Raw genomic sequence first — 11,205 nt, 5'->3', positions numbered from 1 at the left:
ATGCGGGAGCCATCCACACAAGAATTTCGTGCCTGCTTTTGAACTTGCCTCGGTTCCGGTTGCCGCCGGACCGAGGTTTTTCTTTGCCCATCTCCCAGCTGAATCAGAGCCAACCCGGTTCGATTGTACGGGTTTTGTACAGGATGCTCTCGATACAGCACCGAAAACCACCGGAAAATCCTGCAAGAAGCTGCAGGATGCGCACGCCCAAGACGTGTAAGTATTTGATATAAAATTAACAAATGGTGACCCCGGCAGGATTCGAACCTGCAACCTGCCCCTTAGGAGGGGGCTGCTCTATCCAGTTGAGCCACGGGACCACGCTTCGCCGTCTTAGCCGCTTCGAAAGCGGTTGTCACCTCGGTTGCGTGAAATCGAAGCACCCCCCAATGTCGCCTTGTGCACCGCCCTAGAAAGACTAACATCGCCCTCAAAGAGAAATTTGAGGAGGTCCGCACCGTGGCAGACGACGCAACACGTCCGTTGACCCTGAGAGATGTGTCCGAGGCCTCCGGTGTTTCGGAAATGACGGTTAGCCGGGTGCTGCGCAATCGCGGCGATGTGTCCGAAGCCACCCGGGCCAAGGTTCTCCAGGCCGCAAAGGAGCTAGGATACGTGCCGAACAAGATTGCAGGAGCGCTGGCAAGTCAGCGTGTGAACCTCGTTGCCGTAATCATCCCGTCGATGCGCAACATGGTCTTTCCCGAGGTGATGGCGGGAATCACCTCTGTGCTGGAGCACACCGAGCTTCAACCGGTGGTCGGCGTCACCGATTATGAACCGGAAAAGGAAGAGCGCGTCCTTTACGAGATGCTGTCGTGGCGCCCCTCGGGGATCATCATTGCGGGCATCGAACATACCGAGGCCTCCAAGGCCATGCTCAAGGCCAGCGGCATCCCGGTCATCGAGATCATGGACACCGATGGCACCCCGATCGACACCGCCGTGGGCATTTCCCACCGCCGCGCCGGGCGCGAAATGGCCAACGCCATCCTCAAGGCCGGCTATCAGAAGATCGGCTTTCTTGGCACCAAGATGCCGCTCGATTTCCGCGCGCGCAAGCGGTTCGAAGGTTTTACCGAAGCGCTCGCCAAGGGAGGGGTCGAGATCGCGGCGTCGGAGTTTTATTCCGGCGGCTCGGCGCTGGCCAAGGGTCGCGAGATGACCGCCGCGTTGCTAGAAAAAGAGCCAGAGCTGGATTTCATCTACTATTCCAACGATATGATCGGTGCCGGTGGCCTGCTGTATTTGCTGGAACAGGGGCGCAAGATCCCGTCGGAGATCGGGCTTGCGGGCTTTAACGGGGTCGAGCTGCTTCAGGGGTTGCCCAAGAAGCTGGCCACGATGGATGCCTGCCGCACCGAGATCGGCATCAAGGCAGCCGAGGTCATCGCGGCTCGGGTCAACGACCCGAGCGCAAGCTTCGACAAGGTCATCGAAATGACGCCCAAGATCGCCTATGGTGACACGCTGCGGCGCTGATCAGAGATATGGCCGCTTCGGCGGCGCGTCCAGATCTGCCACCGCGAGCTCTGCCAGCGCCTTAAGGTCAGGCACGTGCAGCTCGCGGTGCGACCAGTCGGCCACCTTGCGCTCGCGCAGCTTGGCCAGCGTCTTGTTGGTGTGCACCAGCGACAGCCCCAGCGCGTCGGCCAGATCCTGTTGTCGATACGGCAGCGGAATACGGCTGTCCCTGCCGAGGCCGAGCGCCCGCATCCGTTGATACAGCTTGAGCAACGCCCATGACACGCGCTCGGTGCCGTCGCGCTGCCCGATCGAGGCGATGGTCTCACCAAGGAAATGCTCTTCGGTGGCGGCGATCCACGTCAGGGCATAGCTCAGCTCGGGCATCTGCCGGAACAGCGTCCAGATGTTATCGCGCCGAAACACGCACAGGCGCATCGGCGTCACCGCTTCGATGGAATGGTTCAGCTCGCCCATGATGCTGGCCTGAAGCCCCAGAAGATCGCCCGGCATCACGAAATTGATCACCTGCCGCCGCCCGTCGGGCAGGGTCTTGTCGCGCAGCCCCATCCCGTCGAGCACGGTATAGAATTGCGGCGCGCTGGAGCCTTCAAGCAGAATCTGCGTCCCGGCCTCGACCGCCATCTCGCCCGCCCGGAATTTTTCGAGGAACCTGCGCTCGTCTACACTGTGGTGAATCAGCGAGTCGCACTCGGCAAGGGGGCAGCACCGGCAGGAAACCGTCTTCATCGGGTCATTCCGCGTCTGTGATATGTCATAGTTTAATGCCGACTGCGGTTCTTTGTTCCATGAGGCAAGGGATCCTGCACCCGATAGGCCTATATGAATCGCCCCATGACCTCTGTCCCGACCTTCCTTGTCTGCATCTCGGATGCATTCGTCGCAGAGGATATCACCGGCATTCTTCTCGAAGCTTATCCCGCTGCGCGGGTCGAGAACGCCCACAGCCGTGATGACGCGCTGGATAGGCTTGCCGGTCTGAGCGGGCCGGTTGTCGCCTTTGTCTTCATGCCCCCCGAAGCGGTGAGCAGCACCCCGCTGGGTCAGGCGCTGATCGGGATGATGGCGCGGCTTGTGCTGATGGGCAATGATGCCGAAGAGCGGGGCGAAAACGCGGGGTTCCGGGTGTTGCAACGCCCGTTCCGGGCGGCGGACCTGCTTGCGCTGATCGAGGACTGACATTTCGGGCAACGTCATTTCGCCGTTACAGCGGTGACCTAAAACGCGCTCAGCAACGATTGTGACCGTTGAATTACCCTCTGGCCATTCCCCAACTGGCCATGCATTGCCTCGGATCTGCATTTCAGAACGAAAAACGGGGTGGCCATTTCAGGCCACCCCTTTTCGCCTGCCGCTGCCGCACATCCCTTGTTCCGCGCCATGCAGCCGACTTGGCGTTTGCCATGCGGGGGGAGGATGCCCTACGCTTTGGCGGTCAGGGTGTTTGATTGGGCGTCCCTCGCCGCCTGGCCATCAGGGGGATGCCCGGGGTCATTGTTTAGCGAGTGTGTCATGGAAATCAGCCGCCCCCAGCGCGCAAGCCCCCTAAGCCGAGATCTGGGTCTGGACGTTGCGCGCGGAATCGCGATCCTGCTCGTGGTTGCCGGACATGTCTTTGACGGACCGGCAAAGGATGTCATCTACGCCTTTCACATGCCGTTTTTCTTTCTGGTCGGAGGCTATCTGTTCAAGGCGCAGGGAACTGGCGATGCGCTGGTCAGGCTGCTGCGCAAGCTGATCGTCCCCTACATGGCGTTCATCGTCCTGCTGTCGCTTCCGGGCCTGATCGAAAGCGCCGGGCGCAACGGTGTAGGGGATCTGTGGTGGCGTCTCAGGGTGCTTGTCCTTGGCGGCGAAAAGCTTGTCGCGCCACTGACGATCTTCTGGTTTCCGACCTGCTATTTCTTTACCGCGCTGGCCTATAATGCGCTTGCGACGCGGCTTCCTGCGCGCGGGATGTGGGCGATTTCGATCGCCTGCCTTGGGCTGGCGTATGTGAACCAGCTGCTGCTGCCGGGTTTCTGGCTTCCCTGGGCGATCAACGTCTGCGCCATGGCGATTCCGCTTTTCCACATCGGCGCAAGGTATGGTGGCGTGCTGTTCCACCCGTCGCGGCGGCTGCTGCTGGCTTGCTGCGCCGTTGCCCTTGCCTACACCGCCGCCATTGCCCTGTTCCAGGCGCCGCCGATGGCGATGAAAGGGGCGAATTACGGCATCCCGATCATCACCTGCCTGGTTGCGGTCGCGATGTCATCGGCGCTGGTCGGGCTGGGCCGGGCGGGCGCCCAGTTGCCGCGGGCCAGCGCGATCCTTGCGCAGTGCAGCCACGCGTCAATGACGATCATGTATGTGCACATGCCGATCCAGATGGCGCTTGCGGGGGTCGGCCTGTCGGAACCCTGGTCAAGATGGGCGCTGACCGTCGCCGCAAGCCTTGGCTGTCATGCGGTGTTTCTTGCGCTTCCCGCGACCCGCAGGTTGCTGCTTGGGCAAGGTCGGCCGAACGACAGGCGGCAAGGCGCAACTGCCCCGCAATGACCCAAGGCCCATGGCCCCATGGCCCCATGGCATGAAAAGGCCGCGCCCGGCAAAGGGGCGCGGCCAGATCTTGCAGCCTGATCTTGCGGTCAGCCCTTACTGAAGCGCCGCATCGGTGATCTTGTGGGTCCAGGCGGCTTCGCCGGGGTCCGTGGTGATCACCGGGTCGGCGCCTGCCGACAGCAGCACGTCGACGGTGCGTTCAAAATCCGCCGGGTCCAGTGCGCCGTTGCTGCCTGCGGTCAGCTTGGCGACCTCGCCCATCATGCGCTTCTGGTGCTTTTCGGTCTGGGCCCCGGTCTCGTCATATTCCAACACGATGTCGGCGGCCTCGTCCGGGTTCGCCTCGGCGTATTTCCAACCCTTCATCGAGGCGCGCACAAAGCGGGTCAGCTTGTCGACCATGGCATCGTCGGCAAGGTTGTCCTCGGTGGTGTAAAGCCCGTCTTCGAGGGTGGAAATGCCCTCATCCTCGTATTTGATCACCACGAGATCTTCCGGCGTCAGCCCCGCGTCGATCACCTGCCAATATTCGTTATAGGTCATGGTGGTGGCGCAATCGACCTGCTTTTGCAGCAGCGGATCAACGTTGAAGTTGATCTTCTGGATGGTCACGCCGCCATCGGAGCCGTCGGTGGCATAGCCCAGCTTGGACATCCAGCTATAGAGCGGCAGCTCATTGCCAAAGAACCACGTGCCCAGCGTGTGGCCGGGGAAATCGGCGGGGGTCTCGATGCCGTTTTCCTTGAGGCAGGTCAGCATCAGCCCCGAAGACTTGAACGGCTGCGCGATGTTGACGATGGGCGCGCCGTTTTCACGTGCCGCCAGCGCCGAGGGCAGCCAGTCGACCATGACATCGGCGCCCCCGCCCAGCAGCACCTGCACCGGGGCGATATCCGGGCCGCCCGGCTTGATGGTGACATCAAGGTCTTCTTCCTCGTAGAACCCTTTGTCAGCAGCCACATAATAGCCGGCGAACTGCGCCTGCGTCACCCATTTGAGCTGCAGCGTCAGCTCGTCAGCTGCCTGCGCGGAGCCTGCCGCCAGCATCAGAGCCGCAGTGGCGAATTTGGTGAAGGTCATGGTCGTCTCCCGTGTTGGTTATTGTTATCTGGTCTTTGTCACCGGCCCCGTTGCGACGGGTGCCAGAAGGTCATGCGTTTCTCGATCAGCGCGATGGCGCCGTAAAAGGCCGATCCGGCGATGGCCGCCACCACGATTTCAGCCCAGACCAGATCCAGCGCAAGCAGCCCGACGCTGGTGGAAATCCGAAACCCCATGCCCCGGATCGGAGAGCCGAAAAATTCGGCAACGATGGCCCCGATCAGCGCCAGCGTGCTGGCGATCTTCAGCCCGTTGAAAACGAAAGGCAGCGCGGCGGGCAGGCGCATCTTGACCAGCGCCGTCCAGTACCCGGCGGCGTAGGTGTGCATCAGGTCACGCTGCATCGGCTCGGTGGCGCGCAGCCCCTCGACCGCGTTCACCAGCATTGGGAAGAACACCATCACCACGACCACGGCGGCCTTGCTCTGCCAATCAAACCCGAACCACATCACAAGGATCGGCGCGATGCCGATCACCGGCAGCGCGGCAACGAAATTGCCCACCGGCAGCAGGCCGCGTCGCAGGAAATCAAAGCGGTCGACGATGACAGCGGTGATCAGCGCCGCGCCACAGCCGATGACGTAGCCGCTCAGCGCGCCCTTGATCACCGTTTGCACGAAATCCTCCCACAGGATCGGCAGCGAGCCTGCGATGCGCACCGCGATGGCCGAGGGCGGCGGCAGGATCACCGGCGAGATACCAAACCCGCGCACCGCGAGTTCCCACATCCCCAGAAGCGTCAGCCCCAGCACCAGCGGCGCCAGCCCCGCGCCCCTGCCGCCCGCCGCTAGCCGCAGGTTGATCAGCGTGCCAATGATCCAGACGGCGAACACCAGCACCGTCACCAGCGCGCCCTGCCCGCCCAACGCCACAGCGGCGAGCAGCGTCAACACAAGCCCCAGCGCGGCTTCGATCAGAATGATGGGCGAGCGGATCATCTATCAAGCCCCATGCGTTTCAGCGTCGCACGCTGCACGATGCCGATGATCCCCACCGCCGCCGCCGCCACCGCCGCCGCCATGAACAACGCCGACCAGATCTGGATGGTCTGCCCGTAATAACTGCCCGCCAGCAGCCGCGCGCCAAGCCCGGCGACAGCGCCTGTCGGCAGCTCTCCGACGATGGCGCCGACAAGGCTCGCCGCCATGGCGATCTTGAGCGAGGCGAAGAGATAGGGCATAGACGCGGGCAGCCGCAGCTTGATGAATTCCTGCACGCCTGACGCATTCCACGTGCACATCTGGTCCAGTTCCATCTGCGAGGGCGAGCGCAGGCCCTTGACCATTCCCACCACCACCGGAAAGAACGACAGGTACATCGAGATCATCGCCTTGGGCAGCAGCCCGGAAATCCCGATGGCGTTGAGTACCACGATGATCATCGGCGCGATGGCAAGGATCGGGATGGTCTGACTGGCGATCACCCACGGCATCACCGACAGATCCATCACCCGGCTGTAGACGATGCCGACCGCCAGCAAGGTGCCCAGCAAAGTGCCAAGCCCAAAGCCCGCCAGCGTTGCGCTCAGCGTCACCCAGGCGTGGTACACAAGACTGCGCCGCGACGTGACGTTCTTGAGCGCCACCGTCTCCCACAGCTCGACCGCAACCTGATGCGGCGCGGGCAGTTTCGGTTTGTCCTGCGCCCATGTGTCGGCGATCAGCTGCTGCGTCGTCATCACGCGATCCTGCCGCGCCGCCATGTCCAGCGCCCATTGCTTGTTGAGCTGAAACGCCGCCGCGTACCAGACCACCAGCAACGCTAGGATCACCGTCAGCACCGGAAGGATATTCCTCATGCCCGCCACTCCATGCGGATCTCAGGGACGATCTCGGGCGGCTCGGGGGGCAGCGCGCCGCCGACCTGCACAAAGCCCTCGCGGCGATAAAACCGCTGCGCGGCTTCGTTGGGAACATGCGTATGAAGGAACAGCATCTCACGCCCGTCCTTCGCCGTGTCCAGCAAAGCCTTGCCCAGCCCAGCACCCGGCCGCGCGGTATAAAGCGCCGCGATCTTGCGTTGGGCGGGGTCGAGCGACACATAGCCTTCGACAGGCGCACCGATCACAAAGATCTCGCGCTTGTCCCACGCGTCATGAAACGCCTGCTGGATGACTTCCGGGCCATAGAGCCGGGGAAACCAGTCGGTGCGGTCGATCCAGCTGTTGATCACCGCAGCGCAGGCCGGAATGTCATCGATCGTGGCGCGCCGGGGTTTCGAGGCATCAATCATAGGCATGCCCGGCCCGCAGCCCCTCCCGCACCCGGTGCGCGATTTCGAGAAATTCGGGGGAATCTCGAATATCCAACGGGCGTTCGCGCGGCAGTGGGCTGTCTATCACGTCGGTGATCCGTCCCGGACGCGGCGACATCACCACGATCTTGGTCGACAGATACACCGCCTCGGGGATCGAATGAGTGACAAAACAGATGGTCTTCTGCGTGCGCGCCCAAAGCGCCAGAAGCTGTTCGTTGAGGTGATCGCGCACGATCTCGTCCAGCGCCCCGAACGGTTCGTCCATCAGCAAAATGCCCGCCTCAAAGGCCAGCGCCCGCGCGATCGAAGCGCGCTGCTGCATTCCCCCCGACAGTTGCCAAGGGTATTTCTTTTCGAACCCGGCAAGATCGACAAGCTCCAGCACCTCTTGCACCTTTTGCGCCTGCACCGCCTTGGGCATGCCCATGATCTCAAGCGGCAGGCGGATGTTGCCGCCGATGGTCCGCCAAGGGTACAGCCCCGCCGCCTGAAAGACGTAGCCATAGGCGCGGTTCCTGCGCGCCACTTCGGGCAGCACGCCGTTGACGAGGATCTGCCCCGAGGTCGGCTGTTCCAGATCCGCCATCACCCGCAAAAAGGTGGTCTTGCCACAGCCCGAAGGCCCGATGAACGAAACGAACTCGCCCGCCTCGACCTTCAGATCCACGTCCCGAAGCGCATGAACCGGCCCATCGTTGGTTTCGAAGGTCAGGTTCAGCTTGCTGGCGTCGATCACCGTGTTGCGGGCGATCCTTGGCGTGCGGCTCACTTGATCGGCGGGCATGTTATCTTTCTGCTTATCTGGTTTCAGGCGGGCCGTCAGGCCTCAGGCAACCCCCGGCGTCTGGCTCGATGGCGGTGCGCAATTGCGGGTCGTGGCCGCGCAGGTCCCTGCCCCCCACTTGCCGCCGCAGGCACACTGCGGCACCTCAAACCCCGCTGGCAGGAATGCCAGAGCGCTCGACCGGGCGCGGCGCGGTCAGCGCCTTCCACGACGACAGCGCGGTGTTGACCGTGCCAGAGGCTGGGCGCTTGACGAATTGCCCATGCCCTTCGGCGGGCTTCAGATCGCCGTCCATCACCGCAACCCGCCCGCGCGTCAGCACAAAGCGCGGCAGGCCCTTGACCTCCTTGCCCTCGAACACATTGTAATCGATGGCAGATTCTTGTGACGCGGCAGAAATTTTCTTGGTCTTCTCCGGGTCGAGCACCAACAGATCCGCATCCGCCCCGACCAGAACCGCCCCCTTGCGTGGGTAGCAATTCAGGATCTTGGCAATATTGGTCGAGGTCACCGCGACGAATTCTTCCTTCGTCAGCCGCCCCGTCCCGACGCCATAGGTCCAGAGCATCGGAATCCGGTCCTGCAGCCCGCCGGTCCCATTGGGGATCTTGGTGAAATCCCCCACGCCAAACCGCTTCTGATCGGTGGTAAAGGCGCAGTGATCCGTCGCCACGCAGCTCAGCGAGCCCCCCGACAGCCCGTTCCACAGGCTGTCCTGATGCATCTTGTTGCGGAACGGCGGAGACATCACCCGGCGCGCCGCATGATCCCAATCCTTGTCGAAATACTCGGACTCATCCAGCGTCAGGTGCTGGATCAGCGGCTCGCCCCAGACCCGCTTGCCCATCATCCGGGCGCGGCGAATAGCCTCGTGGCTGTCCTCGCAGCTGACATGCACGACATAGAGCGGCACCCCGGCCATGTCGGCGATCATGATGGCACGGTTTGTCGCCTCGCCCTCCACCTGCGGCGGGCGGGAATAGGCGTGACCCTCAGGGCCGGTGTTGCCCTCGGCCAGCAGACGCGCAGACAGTTCCGCCACCACGTCGCCATTCTCGGCATGCACCAGCGGAATCGCCCCCAGCTCGGCGCAGCGCTTGAACGAGGCATATAGCTCGTCATCATTCACCATCAGCGCGCCCTTGTAGGCCATGAAATGCTTGAAGGTGGTGATGCCGCGCTCCTTGACCACGGTCTCCATCTCGCCCCAGATCTTCTCGTTCCACGAGGTGATCGCCATGTGAAAGCTGTAATCGCAATGGGCACGGGTGGATTTGTTGTCCCACATCTGCAGCGCGTCCAGCAGTCCCTGATCGGGTGAGGGCAGCGCGAAATCCACCACCATCGTGGTGCCACCCGCCAGCGCCGCGCGCGTTCCGCTTTCGAAGTCATCGGCGGAATAGGTGCCCATGAACGGCATCTCAAGATGGGTATGCGGGTCAATCCCGCCCGGCATGACATAGCAGCCCGCCGCATCCAGCACCTCGTCGCCGGTCAGGTCCGGGCCGATCTGGGTGATCTTTCCGCCCTCGACAAGAACATCCGCTACATAGCTGTAATCCGCGGTGACGACCGTGCCACCCTTGATGACCGTGCTCATTGACTTGCTCCCTGACAAGAGGCGCGCCCTTGCTCTTCTTCTGGCTCTAAATATCCCGGGGGGTCCGGGGGGCAGGCCCCCCGGTCCTGCCCTCTCAGCTCACTCTACGATCTGCGCCGTCTCAAGCACGGCCCGGAACAGCACCTCTGTTCCCGCCGTCGCCCAGTCCTTGCTGATCTCCTCGGCCTCGTTGTGCGAAATGCCCTTCACGCAGGGGCACATGATCATGGTTGCAGGCGCGACCTTGGCCGCCCAGCAGGCATCATGCCCCGCGCCCGAAATGATATCGAGATGCGAATACCCCAGCTCCTCGGCCGCCTTGCGCACGTTGCCCACCAGCTCGGGGGCAAAGGTCACCGGGTCGAAATGGCCCACCGGCTCGACCGCGCAGCCAACCCCGATCTCATCGCAGATCGCGGCGGCGCGGGTTTCGATCTCGGCGCGCATCCGGTCCAGCTTGGCCTGATCGGGGGTACGGATATCGACGGTGAACACCACTGTGCCGGGCAGCACGTTGCGCGAGTTAGGCGAAAACTGCATCTGTCCGACGCCGCCAACCGCGCCCGGCTGTTCGCCCATCGCAACCTCCTGCACCATCTCGAGGATACGCGCCATTGCAAGGCCCGCGTTCACCCGCATGTCCATCGGGGTCGAGCCGGTGTGCGCCTCACGCCCCGTCAGGGTGAATTCCAGCCACCACAGCCCCTGGCAATGGGTGACAACGCCGATATCCTTGCCCTCGGCCTCGAGGATCGGCCCCTGTTCGATGTGCAGCTCGTAATAGGCGTGCATCTTGCGCGCGCCGACCTCTTCGTCGCCCTTCCAGCCGATGCGCTCCAGCTCGCTGACATAGGTCTTGCCCTCAAGATCCGTGCGGGCGTGGGCGTAATCCTGCGTCAGCACCCCGGCGAACACGCCCGACGCCAGCATGGCGGGGGCAAAGCGCGCGCCTTCCTCATTGGCCCAGTTCGTCACCACGATCGGATGCTTGGTCTTGATGCCCAGATCGTTCATCGAGCGCACCGCTTCCAGTGCCCCGAGCACACCAAGCACGCCGTCGTACTTGCCGCCCGTGGGCTGGGTATCGAGGTGGCTTCCCATGTAGACCGGCAACGCATCCGGGTCGGTGCCCTCGCGGCGCATGAACATGGTGCCCATCTGGTCGACCCCCATGCTCAGCCCTGCCTCGTCGCACCACGATTTGAACAGGGCGCGCCCTGCGGCATCCTCATCGGTCAGCGTCTGACGATTGTTGCCGCCCGCGATCCCCGGCCCGATCTTTGCCATCTCCATGAGGCTGTCCCACAAACGGTCGCCATCAATCCGGAGGTTCTCACCGGTCACCATGTCGCTTCCCCTGTTCAGTCTGCTGTTTTTCCGGGCCGGCTCCCGACCGGCTCGCTGGTTTTTTACCATTTGGTAAAGCCACGATTGCAAT

12 protein-coding genes and 1 tRNA gene are annotated in these 11,205 nt (G+C 62.9%); 4 read left to right on the top strand and 9 right to left on the bottom strand.

What is annotated here, in order from left to right:
• Nucleotides 1-220 (top strand): hypothetical protein (locus KO516_RS14315; RefSeq protein ID WP_216004459.1); only part of this gene is annotated, 220 nt, incomplete at its 5' end.
• A 23-nt stretch (nt 221-243) separates the two neighbouring features.
• Here the strand turns inward: KO516_RS14315 and KO516_RS14310 are convergent.
• Nucleotides 244-320: transfer RNA gene (locus tag KO516_RS14310), tRNA-Arg, on the bottom strand.
• 139 nt (nt 321-459) lie between these two features.
• Here KO516_RS14310 and KO516_RS14305 point away from each other — a divergent pair.
• Nucleotides 460-1,482, top strand: coding sequence for a LacI family DNA-binding transcriptional regulator (locus KO516_RS14305; protein WP_216004458.1), 1,023 nt, complete (start codon nt 460-462; stop codon nt 1,480-1,482).
• Here the strand turns inward: KO516_RS14305 and KO516_RS14300 are convergent, their stop codons facing one another.
• Nucleotides 1,483-2,214: a Crp/Fnr family transcriptional regulator gene (locus tag KO516_RS14300; RefSeq protein ID WP_216004457.1), complete on the bottom strand. Its 732-nt coding sequence runs from the start codon at nt 2,212-2,214 to the stop codon at nt 1,483-1,485. It lies immediately after the preceding gene.
• A gap of 105 nt (nt 2,215-2,319) precedes the next feature.
• On the opposite strand from KO516_RS14300, the gene KO516_RS14295 reads away from it, so the two are divergent.
• On the top strand, nt 2,320-2,664 hold the full coding sequence (locus tag KO516_RS14295) for a hypothetical protein (protein WP_216004456.1): 345 nt from the start codon (nt 2,320-2,322) through the stop codon (nt 2,662-2,664).
• Between the two features lie 333 nt (nt 2,665-2,997).
• A complete protein-coding gene (locus KO516_RS14290) occupies nt 2,998-4,023 on the top strand; it encodes an acyltransferase family protein (RefSeq protein ID WP_216004455.1) in 1,026 nt (341 codons plus the stop codon).
• Nucleotides 4,024-4,119: 96 nt separating this feature from the next.
• On the opposite strand, the gene KO516_RS14285 is transcribed toward KO516_RS14290, so the two are convergent.
• The 7 genes from KO516_RS14285 to KO516_RS14255 form a co-directional block, all read right to left on the bottom strand.
• Nucleotides 4,120-5,106, bottom strand: coding sequence for an ABC transporter substrate-binding protein (locus tag KO516_RS14285; RefSeq protein WP_216004454.1), 987 nt, complete (start codon nt 5,104-5,106; stop codon nt 4,120-4,122).
• 38 nt (nt 5,107-5,144) lie between these two features.
• A complete protein-coding gene (locus tag KO516_RS14280; RefSeq protein WP_371742088.1) occupies nt 5,145-5,972 on the bottom strand; it encodes an ABC transporter permease in 828 nt (275 codons plus the stop codon).
• 89 nt (nt 5,973-6,061) lie between these two features.
• Complete coding sequence (locus KO516_RS14275) at nt 6,062-6,925, bottom strand: ABC transporter permease (RefSeq protein ID WP_216004452.1); 864 nt, start codon at nt 6,923-6,925, stop codon at nt 6,062-6,064.
• Nucleotides 6,922-7,365 (bottom strand): GNAT family N-acetyltransferase, encoded by a 444-nt coding sequence (locus tag KO516_RS14270; RefSeq protein ID WP_252737613.1) that lies wholly within the window; start codon nt 7,363-7,365, stop codon nt 6,922-6,924. The genes KO516_RS14275 and KO516_RS14270 overlap by 4 nt, the downstream gene beginning before the upstream one ends.
• The gene (locus KO516_RS14265) at nt 7,352-8,167 is read right to left on the bottom strand and encodes an ABC transporter ATP-binding protein (protein ID WP_216004451.1); all 816 of its coding nucleotides are present in this window, start codon (nt 8,165-8,167) and stop codon (nt 7,352-7,354) included. The genes KO516_RS14270 and KO516_RS14265 overlap by 14 nt, the downstream gene beginning before the upstream one ends.
• A gap of 145 nt (nt 8,168-8,312) precedes the next feature.
• Nucleotides 8,313-9,767, bottom strand: coding sequence for a dihydropyrimidinase (gene hydA / locus KO516_RS14260; protein WP_216004450.1), 1,455 nt, complete (start codon nt 9,765-9,767; stop codon nt 8,313-8,315).
• Nucleotides 9,768-9,866: 99 nt separating this feature from the next.
• The gene (locus tag KO516_RS14255; RefSeq protein ID WP_216004449.1) at nt 9,867-11,114 is read right to left on the bottom strand and encodes a Zn-dependent hydrolase; all 1,248 of its coding nucleotides are present in this window, start codon (nt 11,112-11,114) and stop codon (nt 9,867-9,869) included.
• Between the last annotated feature and the right edge of the window lie 91 nt (nt 11,115-11,205).

Source organism: Citreicella sp. C3M06 (assembly GCF_018860705.1).
Classification (GTDB): Bacteria; Pseudomonadota; Alphaproteobacteria; order Rhodobacterales; family Rhodobacteraceae; genus Salipiger.
The sequence above is the reverse complement of the archived record's forward strand: the minus strand, read 5'-3'. Positions and strand labels throughout refer to the sequence as shown.

Bases quoted from the DNA above. Each gene is read 5' to 3' on its own strand.
- KO516_RS14300 (WP_216004457.1), bottom strand. From the start codon at position 2,214: ATGAAGACGGTTTCCTGCCGGTGCTGCCCCCTTGCCGAGTGCGACTCG.
- KO516_RS14295 (WP_216004456.1), top strand. From the start codon at position 2,320: ATGACCTCTGTCCCGACCTTCCTTGTCTGCATCTCGGATGCATTCGTC.
- KO516_RS14290 (WP_216004455.1), top strand. From the start codon at position 2,998: ATGGAAATCAGCCGCCCCCAGCGCGCAAGCCCCCTAAGCCGAGATCTG.
- KO516_RS14285 (WP_216004454.1), bottom strand. From the start codon at position 5,106: ATGACCTTCACCAAATTCGCCACTGCGGCTCTGATGCTGGCGGCAGGC.
- KO516_RS14275 (WP_216004452.1), bottom strand. From the start codon at position 6,925: ATGAGGAATATCCTTCCGGTGCTGACGGTGATCCTAGCGTTGCTGGTG.
- KO516_RS14270 (WP_252737613.1), bottom strand. From the start codon at position 7,365: ATGCCTATGATTGATGCCTCGAAACCCCGGCGCGCCACGATCGATGAC.
- KO516_RS14265 (WP_216004451.1), bottom strand. From the start codon at position 8,167: ATGCCCGCCGATCAAGTGAGCCGCACGCCAAGGATCGCCCGCAACACG.
- hydA (WP_216004450.1), bottom strand. From the start codon at position 9,767: ATGAGCACGGTCATCAAGGGTGGCACGGTCGTCACCGCGGATTACAGC.
- KO516_RS14255 (WP_216004449.1), bottom strand. From the start codon at position 11,114: ATGGTGACCGGTGAGAACCTCCGGATTGATGGCGACCGTTTGTGGGAC.